Source organism: Pseudomonas sp. RA_105y_Pfl2_P56, assembly GCF_963970845.1.
Taxonomy (GTDB): Bacteria; Pseudomonadota; Gammaproteobacteria; order Pseudomonadales; family Pseudomonadaceae; genus Aquipseudomonas; species Aquipseudomonas baetica_A.
The window spans coordinates 18,771-36,500 of sequence record NZ_CAXAPL010000036.1 but is presented as its reverse complement, the minus strand read 5'-3'; the positions used below and the strand labels follow the sequence as shown (position 1 = coordinate 36,500).

Genomic DNA, 17,730 nt, shown 5'->3' with positions numbered 1-17,730 from the left:
GCCCCTTCGCAAACGAGCCCGCTCCCACAGTGGAATGCCATCCTTCTGTGGGCGCGGGCTCGCTCGCGAAGAACGATGACGCGGTCTAACCGTTGCGCTCACTCAGGAAGTTGAACAGCACTTGAGTCACAAACGCCGGATTCTCCAGATTGGAGATATGCCCCGCCTCTGGCACCAGTACCCACGGGCAACCAATCAGCTCTGCCATTTCCTGCGCTTCCGACGGTGGCCGTGGTTTGTCCTGATCGCCGCACAGCACCAGTGTGGTCGCTGCATTCAGCTCACCCAAACGCGGCAACAGGTCATCACGACCAAAGGTGATGCGCCCCATCGGCACGATGCTTTCGCGTAGCCGGTCAGCAGTGTAAGCCGCGAGTTTTGCGCGAAAACCCTGATACAACGCCGACTGCGGATCAATGCCCGGCCGGAAGAAGATCGGCACGACGATGTCGAGCAACTGTTCAGAGATTTCCCCGGTTTCCTCGATCTGTTTAAACAGCGAGAAGTAGTACTGACGGGTGGGTTCGGGTTCGACGCCAACGTAAGTGTCCATCAGCACCAGCCCCTTGAGCCGCTGCGGTGCCGACAGCGCCAGACGCACGCCCCACATGCCACCCACCGACAGCCCGACCAGCGTGACCTTGTCGATGCCCAGATGATCGAGCAACGCCTGCGCCTGACGGGCAATGTCATCCAGCGACTGAGTGCCATCGGGCAGCCGCCCGGATTCGCCATGGCCCCACAGATCCAGCGCAATCACTCGATAGTGCGGCGATAACGCGGCGATCTGCGGCGCCCACATGGCCTGGTCCCACAAATAGCTGCCGGCCAGCAACACGGCGGGGCCTGTGCCTTGATCAATGTAATGAAGTGCTTGTCCGTCCACCGTGAAAAAGGGCATCGATTCACCTGCGCGGTAAAAAAGTGAACCGGCAGACTGAGCTGCCGGTTCGGGGTCGTCAACCTTGAAAAGGTACTCGAATGTGGCGGTTGAAGTGTGTTGAGTTCAATGATGCCGGAGACTACAAACCCTCCAGCTGCGCCATCAGATCATTCAAGCGATCCACCTTCTCCTCGGTGATATCGCTGGCCGCCAGCCCCTCAATGTATTCGGCCAGCGCCTCGACCGTGCTGCACTCGAACATCGCCCGCAGCGGCACGTCGCGTTGCAGGGTTTTCTGCACCCGCGAAGCAATCTGCGTGGCCAGCAAAGAATGCCCGCCCAGCTCGAAGAAGTTGTCGCGCACGCCGACCTTCTCGACCTTCAACACCTCAGCCCAAATACCCGCCAGGGTCTGCTCAAGCTCATTGCGTGGCGCCCGATAATCGCGGCTCTGCAACTGACCGATCTCCAGCGCCGGCAACGCTTTGCGATCCAGTTTGCCGTTGCTGTTGAGCGGCAACTGCGCAAGCCACAACCAGTGCAGCGGCACCATGTACTCCGGCAATTCGCTGCGCAGGCGTTGTTTGATGCGCTCCAGACGTTCGTCGGGGTTGAGCGCGCAATCCGCCGCAACCAGATAGCCGACCAAGTGCTTGCCGTTGACGCCCTCCTGCACCCCGACCGCCGCATCGCGCACTTGCGGTTGTTCGTGCAGACGCGCTTCGATCTCACCCAATTCGATCCGGTAACCGCGAATCTTCACCTGATGATCGACGCGGCCGACGTATTCCAGCACGCCATCGCTACGCCGCCGCGCCAGGTCACCGGTGCGATACAGACGCTCGCCCGGCGCACCGAACGGATTCGGTACAAACACCGGCGCAGTGCGCAGCGGATCGCTGACATAACCGCGCCCGACCCCGGTGCCGGCCACGCACAATTCCCCCACCGCACCCAACGGCACCAGTTCCAGCGCGCCATCAAGCAGATGCAGCACGTTGTTGTCGGTGGGTGTGCCGATCGGCAGATAGCTGCCGCGAGTCGAGGCCATGTCCACACGGTAGAACGCCACGTCATCGGAACATTCCGCCGGGCCGTAAGCGTTGACCAGACCGATCTGCGGGTAACGCTGCAGCCATTGGTGCGCCAGCTCCGGCGGCATCGCCTCGCCGGTCGGTAGCATCCAGCGCAGACCGTCGAGGCTCAGGTGATCCGAGGCCAGCATGCCCTGAATCAGTGACGGCACGCTCTCCAGCACAGTGATGCCCTGCACCTGCACATGCGCCAGCAAACCTTGCGGATCGTGGGCGATGGTGTTCGGCACGATGTCCACTCGCGCCCCGAACAGCGGCGCGGCGAGGAACTGCCAGACGGAAATGTCGAAGCTTTGCGAAGCGGTCTGCGCGATCACGTCGGCCTCGCTCAAATCGAGGTACGGGCGCTTGCTCAACTGGTTGTTGAGCATGCCGCGCTGTTCGACCATCACACCCTTCGGCAAACCGGTGGAGCCCGAGGTGTAGATCACATAAGCGAGGTTGTCCGGGCCACTGTGAATGCCCGGGTTTTCCATCGACGTCGCCAGGGCCTGAACCTCTTCCCAGACCAACAACCGTGGGCGGTTGGCGCAACTGAATTCGTCCAGCAAGACCTGCGCCTGTTCACGGCACGCCTCGCTGCACACCAGCACCGGCGTGCGGCTCAGTTCGATGATCCGTTGCAGACGCTGACTCGGCAGGCCCGGGTCCAGCGGCAGGTAACCGGCACCGGCCTTGAAGCTGCCGATGATCATGCCCAGCAGATCGAGGTTACGTTCGGCCAGCAACGCCACCGGTTGATCCATCTGCACGCCGGCCGCAACCAGTGCATGACCAAGGCGGTTGGCGTTGTGGTTCAGCGCCTCGTAGCTCAATTGCTGATCGAGATAACGGGCGGCGATGCGTTGCGGATGTTGCGCAACCTGCGCTTCGAACAGCGACACGTAGCTGTGCTCCAACGGATAGTCGTGAGCGCTCTGGTTGCAGCCGTGCAGCAGAAAATCTTGTTCTTCGCGACCCAGCAGCGGCAAATCGGCCATGTCACCATGGAAGCCGTCGATCAGCGCCAGCAGCAGTCGCTTGAACTCGCCGAGCATGCGCTCGACCGTCGATTCGTCGAAATAACGCTGGTCATAAGACAGGTGCAGACCGAGGTCATCGCCCGGGTAGCACACCGCCGTCAGCGGGAAGTTGGTGTGGGTGCGGCCCGAATCCGAGGTTGCATTCAGGCTCTGCGCCCGGTCCAGCACCGAGACTTCCACCGGGGCGTTTTCAAACACGAACAGGCTGTCGAACAGCGGCTGGCCTTTGGGCAATTCGCTCTGTTCCTGAATGTTCACCAGCGGCAGGTATTCGTACTCGCGCAGTTGCATGTTGCTGTCGAGCAGACCACTGAGCCACTGACGCACGCCACAGCGCTGATCGTCCGCCGGCATCTGCACCCGCAGCGCGACACTGTTGATGAACAGGCCAACGGTGCGTTGCATCTGCGGCATGTCCACCGGACGCCCGGCCACGGTGACACCAAATAGCACGTCACGATCACCGCTCAGGCGTCGCAGCACCAGTGCCCACGCCGCTTGGGCGAAGGTGTTGATGGTCAGTTGGTGGGCCTGCGCCAGCTCACGCAGACGTGCACCGTCCTCGACATTGAGACGGGTGTAGCGGTCGCCGACGATCATGCCGCCGCTGTCACCGGCGTGTTCACGCAGGAACGGCCGGTCGCTGGGGATCGGCGTGGTGCGTTCGAACCCTTGCAGATTCTGCTGCCACCACTGCCGCGCCTCGGCCAGGCTCTGGCGTTGCAACCAAGCGATGTAATCGCGATAGCGCGGCGGCACCGACAACTGTGCTTCGCGGCCCTCGCCGAGGGCGGTGTAGATCTCGAAGAAGTCGTTCATCAACAACGAACGGCACCAGGCATCGATAAGGATGTGGTGGTTGCTCATCATGAACCAGTAACGCGCCGCGCCAACCTTGATCAGACGCAGGTGGAACGGTGCCTGATCGAGCAGATCGAAGCCGGCCTCGCGCTCGCTTTTGAGCAGCGCTTGCAGCTTGGGTTCCTGCTCGGTGTCGGCGATGGCGCTCCAGTCCAGATATTCGATCGGCGTGCGCCCCGGGGTGTGGATCACTTGCAGCATGTCTTCGCCGACGTTCCAGCAGAACGACGCACGCAACGCTTCGTGACGGGCGACCACCGCTTGCCAGGCCTGAGCGAAACGCTCGGGGTCGAGTTCGCTGTTGATGCGATAACGATCCTGCATGTAGTACAGACCGGTGCCCGGTTCGAGCAAGGTGTGCAGGAGCATGCCTTCCTGCATTGGGGTCAGCGGATAGACGTCTTCGATGTGCGCGGCCGGCACCGGCAAGGCATCGAGTTGTGCCTGGGTCAGTTTGGCCAGCGGGAAGTCCGACGGCGTCAGGCCGCCGGCCTCGCTTTGCACGCAGTGAGCGATCAGGCTTTGCAGTTCGCCGAGGTAGGCAGCGGCCAGCTCATTGATGGTCTGCGCGTTGTAACGCTCGGCGCTGAAGGTCCAGCGCAGCAGCAGTTCACCGCCATAGATCTGACTGTCGATGCTCAACTCGTTCGGCAGCGGCGCCTGTGGATCGTGGGCGGCACCGACCGGCTCGTCCAGCGGACGGAACAGCGCATGACTGCCGAAACTCTGGTCGAACTGACCGAGGTAATTGAAGGTGACCGGCGCATTCGGTAACGCCGCCATGCTGCGCTGGCAGACGTCATCGGCCAGATAACGCAGCACACCATAGCCCAGACCTTTGTGCGGCACGGCGCGCAGTTGTTCCTTGATCGCCTTGATCGAAGCGCCCTGCCCGGCAGCCTCTTCGATATTGTGCGGGGTCAGGCGTAATGGATAGGCGCTGGTGAACCAGCCGACGGTGCGGGTCAGGTCGATCTCGTCGAACAGGGTTTCGCGGCCGTGGCCTTCGAGTTGAATCAGCGCCGACGGCTGACCGCTCCAGCGGCACAAGACGCGGGCCAACGCAGTCAGCAGCAGGTCGTTGACCTGAGTGCGATAGGCACGCGGCGCCGCTTGCAGCAGTTGTTGAGTGCGCTCGGCATCGAGTCGCACGCTGACGGTTTGCGCGTGACGATGGTGTTGGTCGCCCTGCGGGTTTTCGCACGGCAGGTCAGCGTTCGGGCCGGCCAGTTGCGACTGCCACCAACTCAATTCTTCACGCAGGGACTCGCTGCCCGCGTAAGCCTGCAAGCGTGCCGCCCAGTCCTTGAAGGCGCTGGTTTTCGCCGGCAGTTTCAGCGACTGCCCGTTGTCGAGTTGGCGATACACGGTTTGCAGATCGTCGAGCAATACCCGCCACGACACACCGTCAACCACCAGGTGATGGATAGCAATAAACAGACGTTGCTGCCCTTGCGGGCCGTCGACCAGCAAAGCGCGCAGCAACGGGCCGTTTTGCAGATCGAGACGGCGCTGGGCATCGGCGAACAGTGCTTCACACTTGTCCATCGACGTGACACGCACCTGCCACAACACGACCGCTTCAGACACGGGCTGATGCGTCGCTTGCCACTCGCCTGCGACTTGGCTGAAACGCAGGCGCAAGGCATCGTGCTGTTCAATCACTGCCCACAGTGCCTGCTCCAGACGATGAGGTTCCAGCCTCACGGTCGGTTCCAGCAACAACGCCTGGTTCCAGTGCTGACGCTCAGGGATGTCCGTGTCGAAAAACCAGTGCTGGATTGGCGTCATTGGCGACTCGCCAACAACCCGACCTTGTTCGGCCGTCACCTGCTGCGTGCGACTGGCCACAGCGGCCAGCGTCTGCACGGTCTGGTGCTGGAACAGATCACGCGGGCTGAAATGAATACCCTGCTGTCGCGCACGACTGACCACTTGAATCGACAGGATCGAGTCGCCGCCGAGTTCGAAGAAGTTGTCGTTGAGACCGACCCGTTCGACGTTGAGCACGTCGCACCAGATCTGTGCCAGGGTCTGCTCCAATTCACTGTTGGGGGCGACGTAGTCCTGACGATTGAGCTCCGGATCCGGCGCCGGCAAGGCGCGGCGGTCGAGTTTGCCATTGGCCGTCAGCGGCATGCTTGCCAGCAGAATCAGGTGCGTCGGCACCATGTAATCCGGCAGTTTTGCCTTCAGATGCGACTTGAGGGCTTCACGCAGTTCGGCCTGTCTGGCTTCGACTTGATCGGCAAGCGCCGTCACCAGATAGGCCACCAATTGCTGACCGCTCGGTGTGTCCAGTGCCAGCACCACCGCTTCACGGATCGCGTCGTGATCGAGCAAGCGCGTTTCGATTTCGCCCAACTCGATACGGAAACCACGGATTTTCACCTGATGGTCGATGCGCCCCAAGTACTCCACCAGACCGTCGGCGCGCTGGCGCACCAGGTCGCCGGTGCGGTACATGCGTGCGCCATCGGTCGCAAACGGATCAGCGACAAAGCGTTCGGCGGTGATGCCCGCACGGTCGTGATAGGCCTGAGCCAGTCCCGCGCCGCCAACGAACAATTCACCCGTCGCGCCTTGCGGCACCAGCGTCAGATCAGCGTCGAGAATGTAAGCGACGCGCGCGCCGATCACGCTGCCGATCGGCACGCTGCCGGCGCCTTCTTCCAGCACCTGGGGAGCGAGACTCGCCAGCGGCATGACCACGGTTTCGGTCGGGCCATAAGCGTTGAAGAACAGGCTCGGTTTGAACGCTGCACGAATGCGCTGCAGGTGTTCGCCGGTCAACGCTTCGCCACCGGTGATGATCATGCGCACCGGGAGGATGTCGTTTTGCGTCGCCAGCCATTGCGCCAACTGGCTGCCATAGCTGGGGGTAAAGCCAAGAACGTTGATGCGATGACGGCGAATCAGCCCGCAGATTTCTTGCGCATCCCACTGCCCTTGCGCCCGCAGCACAACGTGCGCACCGCTGAGCAACGGCACCAGCAGACGCTCGGTGGCGGCGTCGAAGTTGATCGAATAGAAGTGCAGCTCGCAGTCATCCGCACGCATGCCAAAACGCGCGATTACCGCGAGGCAGTGCATGGCAATTTCACCGTGACTGACCACTACGCCTTTCGGTTTGCCGGTCGAGCCCGAGGTGTAAATCAGGTACGCCTGATGTTGCGGCAGGCTAATGAAGGGCAGCTCGGTGGCCGGGTAATCGGCCAGTGCGGCGCGATCATCCTCCAGGCACCAGCGCGCCACGCTCGACGGCAATGAGCCCAGGGCTTTGAACAGGGCGCGGTCACTGAGCAGCAGCCCGATGCGGCTGTCTTCGATCATGTAATGCAGACGATCGAGCGGGTATTCCGGGTCCAGCGGCACATAAGCGCCGCCGGCCTTGAGGATCGCCAGCAGGCCGATGACCATTTCCAGCGAACGCTCCAGCGCCAGACCAACCCGCACTTGCGGCCCGACGCCGCGCTCACGCAGCGCCCAGGCCAGACGATTGGCGCGGGCATCGAGTTCGCTGTAGCTCAGGGTCTGTCCGGCGAAAGTCAGGGCCGGTGCGTCTTTTCGCGCCAAAGCCTTTTCGGCGAACAGGTGATGGATGCACTGATCAAGGCGATGCTCGCCCGGTTCCACGCCGAGGCTGTCGAGCAATCGCTGGCGTTCAGGTTGATCGAGTAGCGGCAGTTCGCTGAGGCGTTGTTGCGGATCGGCGATCAGTGCTTCGAGCAGGTTGCACCAATGTCTGGCCATGCGTGCGATGGTCGGCTCATCGAACAAATCCGTGCTGTAGGTCAGGCAGCAACCGAGGCGATGGTCCAGGTCGGTGACTTCCAGATTGAGGTCGAACTTGGTCGCCCGTGCATCGTTGGCCAGGTACTCGACAGTCATGCCGGCGAGCGTGCGGCTCTGTTGGAACTCCCAGCGCTGCACGTTGCACATCACCTGGAACAGCGGGTTGTACGCGGCGCTGCGCGGTGGCTGCAAGGCCTCGACCAGATGATCGAACGGCAGGTCCTGATGCGACTGGCCTTCGATCACCGTATGGCGAACCTGGTCGAACAACTCGCCGACCGACATCTGCCCGTCGAGCTGGCACCGCAGCACCTGCGTGTTGAGGAACGCACCGATCAGCCCTTCGCTTTCCGGACGAATACGGTTGGCAACCGGCGCGCCGATGCGCAGATCGGTCTGGCCGCTGTAGCGGTAGAGCAGCGTGGCGAGGGCGGCGGTCATGGTCATGAACAGGGTCAGACCGTTTTGCGCATTGAACGCCCGAACCCGTGCGGCGAGACCGTCGCTCAGATCGAAGCGAAACAGTTCACCCTGATGGCTTTGCACTGGCGGGCGCGGACGGTCGCCCGGCAATTCCAGCAGCGGATGTTCGCGGCCCAATTGCGCCGTCCAGTAGTCGAGTTGGCGCTGACGCTCGCCGGACTCCAGCCAGTCGCGCTGCCAGACGCTGTAGTCGAGGTATTGCACCGGCAGCGGCTCGAGCGGCGAATCGCGGTCATCGACGAACGCCTCGTACAACGCGCTGAGTTCGCGGGCAAAGATGTCCATCGCCCAGCCTTCGGTGACAATGTGGTGCAGGGTCAGGACGAAGTAATGTTCCTGATCGGCAGTCTTGACCAGGCAGGCGCGCAGCAACGGACCGGTTTCCAGGTCGAACGGCAGGTGCGCCTCTGCGTCGGCCAGTTGCTGGACGTTTTGCTCACGCACCTCAGCGGCGAGTTGGGAGAAATCCTTCCAGCCCATGCGTACACCGGTTTGGGCATGCACTTGCTGACGGGCCACGCCGTCGACGCTGGGGAACGTGGTGCGCAGGGTTTCGTGGCGCAGGATCAGCGCCTGCAATGCCGCCTCGAAATGCTCGACATGCAACACGCCCCGCAGGCGCGCCATGCCGCCGACGTTGTACGCCGGGCTGTCCGGTTCCATTTGCCAGAGGAACCACATGCGTTGCTGTGAGTAGGACAGCGGCACCGACTGACGGCGATCAACTTCAGCAATCGGCGGTTGTCGGTTGGTGCGGCCACTGACCTGGATCAGGCGAATCTGCTCGGCGAAGTCGCCGAGTTCGCTGTGTTCGAACAAGGCGCGCAACGGCAGTTCGACGTCGCAGGCCTGACGAGTACGCGAGATGATTTGCGTGGCCAGCAACGAGTGGCCGCCGAGGGCGAAGAAATCGTCGCGCAGACCGATTTTCGCCAGACAGAGCACTTCGCGCCAAATGCCGGCGATCTGTTGCTCAAGCGCAGAGACCGGTTCGACGTGTTCGCGCACTTGCCATTGCGGCGCTGGCAAGGCGCGGCGATCGAGTTTGCCGCTTGGGCTCAGGGGCATTTCGTCCAGACGCATCAGTTGCGCCGGAACCATGTATTGCGGCAGTTCGGCGGCCAATGCGGTTTTCAGGCGAATGATCTGCGCGTCCTGATTTTCGCGGCCATCAAGGGCCGTGAAATAGCCAATCAGTTGCGCACCGGCGGCGGTCTCGCGCACCTGCACCACGGCTTGGGCAACGCCGTCCTGAGCGAGCAGACGCGCTTCGATTTCTTCCGGTTCTACGCGAAAACCGCGCAGTTTGACCTGCTGATCGAGACGGCCGAGGTATTCGATCACTCCATCCGACGTCCAGCGAGCGCGGTCGCCAGTGCGGTACAGCCGCGCGCCCTGCTCGCCCAATGGATCGGCCACGAAACGTTCGGCGGTCAGTGCCGGGCGGGCGAGATAACCACGGGCCAGACCGCTACCGCTGATGCACAGTTCACCGGGTACACCGGCCGGTACTGGATTGAGATCGGCGTCGAGCACACGGCAGACCACATTGCCCAGCGGTCGGCCAATCGGCGAGCGCTCGCCATCGGCGCGGGTGCAATGCCAATGGGTGACGTTGATCGCGGTTTCGGTCGGGCCATAACGGTTGTGCAGTTGCACCGCCGGCCATTGCGCGAGCACGCGGTTGCGCAGCTCCGCCGGCAAGGCTTCACCGCCAGAGAAGACCCGGCGCAGGCTGGTGCACTCGGCGCTGAGTGGCTCGTCGATAAACAACGCCAGCAGCGGCGGCACGAAGTGCAGCGTGGTCACGCCGTACTGCTGGACCAGTTGGGCGATGCGATGCGGATCGCGGTGCTCGCCGGGGCCGGCGATCAGCAAACGGGCACCGGTGATCAGCGGCCAGAAGCACTCCCACACCGACACGTCGAAACTGATCGGCGCTTTGTGCATCAGCACGTCGGTTTCGTTGAGGCGATAGCTGTTCTGCATCCACTGCAAACGTTCAGCGAGCGCCGCGTGGGTGTTGCCGACGCCTTTGGGTTGGCCGGTGGAACCGGAGGTGTAAATCACGTAGGCAAGGTTGTCGCCGTGCAGGCACAGACCCGGTGCCTGGCTTGGCCAGTTCTCCAAATGCAGCGCGTCCATGGCGATGACGCTGACACCCTCGCTGGCCGGCAAGCGGTCGAGCAGTGCGGTCTGGGTCAGCAGCAGTTCAACGCCGCTGTCGCTGAGCATGTAGGCCAAGCGATCGGCCGGATAATCCGGGTCCAGCGGCACGTAGGCGCCGCCTGCCTTGATGATCGCCAGCAGGCCGATCAACAGTTGCGGCGAACGCTCGGCGGCGATGGCCACGCAGACATCCGGGCCAACGCCTTTATCGCGCAGGTAATGCGCAAGGCGGTTGGCTTGTGTGTGCAACTGGGCAAAGTCGAGGCTGCCGCCCTCCCAGACCAGTGCACTGCGCTCGGGGGTCTGGCGTGCCTGTTCATTGAGCAGTTCCGGCAGCCATTGTTGCGCCGCAGTACACGGCGCAATGCTCCACTGTTGCTGTTGATCGTGCTCGGCGGCAGCCAACAGTTGCAGGTCGCCGATGGCTTGTTGCGGACGTTCACAGACCTCACGCAACACGTTGCTGAAATGCTCGGCCAGACGCTCGATGGTCGCGGCGTCAAACAGCTCATTGGCGTAGTCGAAGGACAGGGTCAGGCGCCCGTTGCGGTCTTCTTCGCTGTGCAGTTGCAGGTCGAACTTGGCTTCGCGGCTGTGCCACGGCAGTTCCTCGGCGAGCAGACCCGGCAGACGTTTGAGCGCACTCAGATCGCGTTGCTGGTGGTTGAACATGACCTGGAACAGGCCTTGCTCACGGGCCTGCGGGAAGGCTTCGAGCAGTTGTTCGAACGGCAGATCCTGATGGGCCTGGGCACCGAGTACGGCGTGGCGGGTCTGGGCCAGCAATTGGACAAACGACGAGCGCGAATCGACTTCCGCGCGCAGCACTTGGGTGTTGATGAAGAAGCCAATCAGACCCTGGGTTTCCAGGCGCGGACGGTTGGCATTGGGCACGCCGATGCGAATATCACGCTGGCCGCTGTAGCGGTGCAACAGACTCTGGAAGGCCGAGAGCAGCAGCATGAACGGCGTCGCTTCGTGCGCCTGCGCGGTGTTGCGGATCGCTTCGCTGAGGCTGACGCTCAGACGCACCGTGTGTCGTGCGGCGCTATGAAGTTGCTGAGCCGAGCGCGGATGATCGGTGGCCAGTGCCAGGGTCGGATGCTCATCGCCCAACTGCGCTTTCCAGTACGCCAGTTGCCGCTCGCCCTCGCCTTGCGCCAGCCATTGACGCTGCCAACTGCCGTAGTCGGCGTACTGAGTAGGCAACGACGCGAGACGGGCGGTAGCACCTTGGGAGGCGGCGGCATACAGGCGCGAGAACTCATCGATCAGCACGTTCAGCGACCAGCCATCAGCGATGATGTGATGCATCGTCACCAGCAGTTGGTGGTCTTCGTCATCGAGACGAATCAGCTTCACCCACAGCAACGGACCTTTTTGCAGATCAAAGGGAGTGCGCGCTTCGTCCTCGCGGATTTGTTGCGCACGGGTTTCACGCGCATGCAATGGCAGATCGCTGATGTCGATCCGTTGCAGGTTGAATTGAGCCGTCGCATCGACTTGCTGCAGGGCCACGCCGTCACGCTCCAAGAAGCGCGTGCGCAGGGATTCGTGGCGTTCGATCAGTTGCTCAAAGCTGCGGCGCAAGGCGTCTTCGTCCAGCTCACCGCGCAAACGCAAGGCACCGGGAATGGTGTAAGCGCTGCTTTGCGGGTCCAGTTGCCAGGTGATCCACAAACGATTTTGTGCCAGCGATTGCGCCATCGGCTCAGTGCGCGGCACAACGGCGATTGCGCCCTGAGCGTGGCCGCCATCTTCTTGCTGTTGCGCCACGGCGGCGGCAAAAGCAGACAGGGTCGGCGCTTCAAACAGCAGGCGCAGGTTCAGTTCCAGGCCGAGTGCTTCGCGAACACGGGCGATCACTTGGGTGGCGGCGATGGAGTTACCGCCGAGCAGGAAGAAGTGGTCATCGTTGTTGACCTGTTTGACGTTCAATTGCTCGGCCCAGATGTGGCCGATCAGGGCTTGCAGGTCAGTGGTTGGCACGGCCGGTTCGGTGCTGGAGGCTGCAGCCGAAGGGAACAGCGCGTAGCTGTCGAGGCTGCCATCGGCCAGACGAAGGCGGCAGGCCGAGCGCTGAAGTTTGCCGCTGGACGTCTTCGGCAACGCGCCCGGATTGAGCAGCACCACCACGCTCGGTGCTTGCTGACAAGCCTCGGCCACCGCTTGGCGAATCGCGTTGATCAGCGCTTCGGGCGCCAGGATTTTCTGCACGCTGCGGCTGATTTCTGCGGCAATGCCGATGCCCTCTTCGCCATCCTGGCTGATCGCAAACGCGGCCACGCGCCCCTTGCGCACCACTTCCACTTCGCGCTCGACGATTTGCTCAATGTCCTGCGGATACAGGTTGTGACCGCGCACGATCAGCATGTCTTTCAAACGACCGGTGATGAACAGCTCACCGTCGCGGCTGAAACCCAGGTCACCCGTGCGCAGCCAGGTGCGACCGGCGTGCTGAACGAAGGTCTTGGCACTGGCCTCGGGGTTGCGCCAATAGCCCTGAGCAATGCTCGGGCCGGCCGCCCAGACTTCACCGACGGCGTTATCGGCAAGTGCTTCAAGACGGGCGGGGTCGACGATCAGCACCGCATGTTCCGGCTGACTGATGCCACAACTCATGATCGGGCTGCCGTCACCCGGCTCGGCGCGGTTTTGTGCCAGCGCCTGATCGTCCACGCGCAGCGCAGCAATGCCCGTGCCGCGCGGTGTGCCGGCGACAAACAGTGTGGCTTCGGCCAGGCCGTACGAGGCCATGAAACTGTCTTCACTGAAACCGCACACGGTGAACTTTTCGGCGAAACGTTGCAGGGTGTCGAGGCGGATCGGCTCGGAGCCGGAATACGCCACACGCCAGCGGCTCAGGTCGAGACGCTCAAGCGCCGATTCGCTGACCCGTTCGCTGCACAAGCGGTAAGCGAAATCCGGCCCGCCGCTGATGGTGCCGCCGTATTGGCTGATCGCTTCGAGCCAGCGCAACGGCCGGCCGAGGAAGTACGCCGGCGACATCAGGATGCACGGCACACCGCTGAAAATCGGCTGGAGCAAACCGCCAATCAGCCCCATGTCGTGGTACAGCGGCAGCCAACTGACGATCACGTCGTCGGGGTTCACGTCGATACCAAAACCGTGTCGGATCAGCAATTCGTTGGCCACCAGATTGCCGTGGCTGACTTGCACGCCTTTGGGCAACGCGGTGGAGCCGGAGGTGTATTGCAGGAAGGCGATGTGATCCGGCGACAGGGTCGGTTCAACCCAACGCTCGGCCAGAGCGTTGTCGAGGGTGTCGACGCACAGCAACGGCGGCGCCCCTTCGATCTGCTGCAAGGCGTCACGCAGATCTGCACTGGTCAGCAACAGACGCGGTTCGGCGTCGGCGATGATCGACAGCAATCGCGCCTGATGGTGACGACGGGCAGACTCCGGTGGATAGGCCGGTACCGCGATCACCCCCGCGTACAGACAACCAAAGAACGCCGCGACGTAATCCGGGCCGCTGGGAAACAGCAGCACCGCACGATCACCGAACCCGGCTTCGGCCTGCAACGCGCCAGCAATGCTGCGTGCACGCTGATCGAGTTCGCGATAACTGAGCACCACAGCCTGCTCTTCGTTTTCGGCGAGAAAACGCAAGGCCAGTCGATCCGGCGTCAGGGCCGCGCGGCGCTGGAGGGCGTGGACCAGGGTGCTGGGGAGTTCGAACGCGTCGGTCATTGGGTGTCCTGCCTGAATTCGGCTTGCTAGTGGAATCGGGTTGCTGCGTCACGCCCTTCGAGGGCATGCAGGGCGCGGTCTACGCCGACCACGCAAGGCATGGGAATGCTGTCTGGCCGGGGTGGTGACCCCGCAACCATTCACCAATGAGAACGGACGACGTCTTGAAATAATTAGTCGCCAAGCGGGCTAGCCAATGGCGCCGGGGTGCGGCGGCGTGTCGCACCTCCCAGACCGCACCTTCATGGATCATTAATTCTCTTTCTCAATTGACAATCATTATCATTCAACATAATTTGTCGCTCGATGTGTAGGACGCCCCTCCCCCAGGCGCCCCACTAACCTATTGGCAGCAAGGTGATTTCCATGACGGAACAAGTATCCACAGGCAGGTGCGATTCACCGCTACTTCAGGCCTTTGTCGACAACCGACTGATTCTGGTCAAAATTGCAGCGCGCATTACCGGCTGCCGATCGCGGGCCGAAGACGTGGTGCAGGATGCGTTTTTCCGACTGCAATCGGCGCCACAGATCACCTCGTCGATCAAGGCTCAACTGAGCTACCTGTTCCAGATCGTGCGCAACCTGGCCATCGATCACTACCGCAAACAGGCGTTGGAGCAGAAGTATTCCGGCCCTGAAGAGGAAGGGCTGAACGTAGTCATTCAGGGTGCTTCGCCAGAAATCTCGCACATCAACTTCTCGACCCTGGAACACATCGCCGACGCCCTGACCGAGCTGCCCAGCCGCACTCGCTATGCGTTCGAGATGTACCGCTTGCACGGTGTGCCGCAAAAGGACATCGCCAAGGAACTCGGCGTTTCGCCGACCCTGGTCAACTTCATGATTCGTGATGCGCTGGTGCACTGCCGCAAGGTCTCGGGCAGTCGTCGGGATGCCGTGGCGGTGGGTCGTCGCTAACCCGCAGAGTTTTCAGCGCTCCCAATCGCGAGCAGGCTAGCTTCCATACTGGATTTGTCTTGTTCATCAAACCCATGTGGACGCGAGCCTGCTCACGAAGGCGGCCTCTGGATCACTCAGATCCTGAGGCCCGATCATCAAGCCAATGTGCACCGATCAAAAAACCGCTCACGCCCCAGAATCATCAGCGCTGCGCGTTTGTGCGGGAAGTCGAACTCTTTCTCGCAATGAAAGCACTGGTTCTGCATATGGCCGATCATCTTCGCGTTGTCTGCACGGGGTTCAGCGACCACCCGTTGAGTGCGCGGATCATCGAGAAACAGGTAATGCACCAGCGCCGATAACCAACTCGCCACTTTGTGCGGGCCACGGTGATCTTCCTCCCCTACCAGCATGTGAATGCCGCGATCGTAATTGTCCGCGTCGTAGAACGGTGCAATGCGATCCTCCTTGGCCCAATAGGCTTCGAAATAGGCAAACGGCTGATCATCGAAACAACCGATCAGGGTCAGGGTGTGCGGGTCGGTGTCAAGCTTGGTCAGGTAGTCGCGATGCTGTTCAAGGCTGCCCTCTTCCTGCCAGAAACTGGCCACCCGCGGACTGTTCTGCCAGCGATTGAAGCGCGGCAGGTCTGCTTCGATTTCGACGGTACGCAGGGAAATCCAAGCGCCCAGACGCGCATCAAAACGCCGATAAACCTCGCCGCGCGGCTTCACCGGTCGCAACGGATGGCGCTTGCCAGCGCTGACAACCATTTGCTGCGGATAGCTGCCAGTCAGCGAAGCGCCGAGCCACGGTTGCGGCAGTTGCCAGAACAGCGTGCGTTCGCAGCGGTATTCACCCGCCACGTCGGTGCTCACCAGCAAACCGCTGAGCAAGGCCTGCGTCGGTGGCTGATCCAGTTGCCAAGTCAATTGCTGGCACTGCGGGTCCCGCGCGAACAGCCAGTAACAGGCAGCCCACAGCGCCTGGCCTGGCGGCAGGGCAAAACGCTCATCGATCTGGATCGGCCCCTTGGCCTCGCGATCCAGACGCAGACGAATCAACGGTTGCCCGTCCAGACTCAGGCTCAGACGGCTTTCGGTTGCATCGGCTACCAATTGGCTGCCCGATGGCAAGGCCAGGGCAGTCAGGTCATTCAGATTGGACATGGGTCGGGCTCACGGTAATCGTTGACAGTTAAACGATGGAACGTGAGCCAAGAGGGGAAATTTAGGTTTGGAGGTCAATCAGTGCCTCAGCGATGAGGCACTGGCACCACGGCAATCTGGTACGGCTGGAAAATCTTCAGCATCTCGCCGTTGTCGCGCAAACCCTGTAGCAGCTTGCCGAACGCTTCGCCACTGATCGGCGCGGTCGGGCGAAGAATGGCGTAGTGGTGATAGACCTGATCAATGCGTTGCGACACCAACAACTCATCGCGCACCTTTTCGTTACGCAGCAGGTAATCACTCAAATAGGAGCGGGTCACCAGCGCGATATCCGCCCGCCCGCGCAGCACCATCAGCAGGTTGCTGTCGTGGGAATAGGTTAGCGTGGCGTTGAAATGCTGCGTGAGGAATTTTTGGTCGGCGTTGAAGTTGGCAAATTCGTAGTGATAACCACTGAACAACGCCAGGCGTTTGCCGGTGAGGTCGGCAAAGTAGTTCTGCTGGCGACCCTCCTCGCGCTGCGCGACGAAGATCTCGGCATCTTCAAGGCCCATGTCGACGTCGGTGTGGGGAATCTCCTTCCAGCCCCAATCAGGGTTCTCGAAGATTGCCATGTCGATCCGGCCTTGCTTGAAATCGCCGAAACGTCGGGGAATCGACGTCGGCACAAGCACGAACTGATAGTCGCTTTGCAGGCGATTAAGCGCCTCAACCAACTGGGGTAACAGACCGGTATCGGCACCGTTTTCCGGGCGAACGGTGTAAGGCGGAAAATGCGCCGCGCCGACCCGAACCAATTGCGCTGCCTGAGCGGGCAATACCCATAGTGCAGCCAGCACTGCGAGCGCTAACCCCGCGACTGTCCGAATTGGCGAAAACTTCAAAACACCCCACTCCCCGAAAAAATATCGATCAATGCATTCAAGCTAGGCGGTTTTGCCCAGTTAGCCAGTTTCCCGGACGGATAGAAAGCGCCTCAACGCTCTTCGAGGACCAGAATCAGGGCTTCATCCGCCAACTGATCAAGGCTCAAACTGCCACCCGCGCGAAACCAAGTGGTCGTCCAGGACAGTGCGCCAGTGAGGAAACGTCGGGTAATAAATACATCGCCGCGGATAAACCCGGCGTCCTTGGCCTCACCGAGCACTTGCAGCCAGATGTCTTCATAGACATCGCGCAACGCGAGAACCTTGGCCTGACCTTCCTCGGACAAAGAGCGCCATTCATAGACCAGCACCGCCATCGCTTCGCCGCTGCCGCCCATGATCGACTGCAACTCGCAACGGATCAGCGCCAACACCCGCTCACGCACGCTGGTCGCTTCGGCGAGCGCTGCGCGCATCAACGCGGTGTTGTAACGAATGGTTTCTTCCATCACGGCACGGAGAATTTCATCTTTGCTTTTGAAGTGATGAAAAATGCTGCCCGACTGAATCCCCACCGCGCCGGCCAGATCGCGCACCGTGGTGCGTTCATAGCCTTTATTGCGGAACAGATGAGCCGCCACCTGCAGCAGTTTGCCGCGAGCGCTGTCCGGGTCGGTCAACTGGCCTGCATCGACCAATTCGCGCATGACCCTGAGGGCTTTTTGCTCGTCCACCCGTTCTCTCCTACAGTCGATCAGTCTGTTGCCCCCT

The 17,730-nt window shown here is 61.7% G+C and carries 6 protein-coding genes; 1 reads left to right on the top strand and 5 read right to left on the bottom strand.

All coding sequences use genetic code 11. From position 1 onward, the window contains the following. Positions 1–85: 85 nt before the first annotated feature. Together AACY11_RS21595 and AACY11_RS21590 are read right to left on the bottom strand one after the other, a co-directional pair. Positions 86–901: an alpha/beta fold hydrolase gene (locus AACY11_RS21595; RefSeq protein WP_339431239.1), complete on the bottom strand. Its 816-nt coding sequence runs from the start codon at positions 899–901 to the stop codon at positions 86–88. 121 nt (positions 902–1,022) lie between these two features. Beyond that, positions 1,023–14,021 (bottom strand): non-ribosomal peptide synthetase, encoded by a 12,999-nt coding sequence (locus AACY11_RS21590; protein ID WP_339495690.1) that lies wholly within the window; start codon positions 14,019–14,021, stop codon positions 1,023–1,025. Between the two features lie 366 nt (positions 14,022–14,387). Here AACY11_RS21590 and AACY11_RS21585 point away from each other — a divergent pair, with 366 nt between their 5' ends. Beyond that, positions 14,388–14,942: an RNA polymerase factor sigma-70 gene (locus AACY11_RS21585; protein ID WP_339431237.1), complete on the top strand. Its 555-nt coding sequence runs from the start codon at positions 14,388–14,390 to the stop codon at positions 14,940–14,942. A 137-nt stretch (positions 14,943–15,079) separates the two neighbouring features. Here AACY11_RS21585 and AACY11_RS21580 read toward each other — a convergent pair whose 3' ends face one another. The 3 genes from AACY11_RS21580 to AACY11_RS21570 form a co-directional block, all read right to left on the bottom strand. Beyond that, positions 15,080–16,093 (bottom strand): GNAT family N-acetyltransferase, encoded by a 1,014-nt coding sequence (locus tag AACY11_RS21580; protein WP_339495689.1) that lies wholly within the window; start codon positions 16,091–16,093, stop codon positions 15,080–15,082. Positions 16,094–16,179: 86 nt separating this feature from the next. Further along, positions 16,180–16,977 carry a substrate-binding periplasmic protein gene (locus tag AACY11_RS21575; protein WP_339431235.1) on the bottom strand — a complete coding sequence of 266 codons (798 nt, stop codon included), beginning with the start codon at positions 16,975–16,977 and terminating at the stop codon, positions 16,180–16,182. A gap of 92 nt (positions 16,978–17,069) precedes the next feature. Further along, on the bottom strand, positions 17,070–17,693 hold the full coding sequence (locus tag AACY11_RS21570; RefSeq protein WP_221729157.1) for a TetR/AcrR family transcriptional regulator: 624 nt from the start codon (positions 17,691–17,693) through the stop codon (positions 17,070–17,072). Positions 17,694–17,730: the final 37 nt, after the last annotated feature.

What these genes read in the sequence shown, in the direction of transcription:
- AACY11_RS21580 (WP_339495689.1), bottom strand. Translation starts at nt 16,093, where the DNA reads ATGTCCAATCTGAATGACCTGACTGCCCTGGCCTTGCCATCGGGCAGC.
- AACY11_RS21595 (WP_339431239.1), bottom strand. Translation starts at nt 901, where the DNA reads ATGCCCTTTTTCACGGTGGACGGACAAGCACTTCATTACATTGATCAA.
- AACY11_RS21590 (WP_339495690.1), bottom strand. Translation starts at nt 14,021, where the DNA reads ATGACCGACGCGTTCGAACTCCCCAGCACCCTGGTCCACGCCCTCCAG.
- AACY11_RS21585 (WP_339431237.1), top strand. Translation starts at nt 14,388, where the DNA reads ATGACGGAACAAGTATCCACAGGCAGGTGCGATTCACCGCTACTTCAG.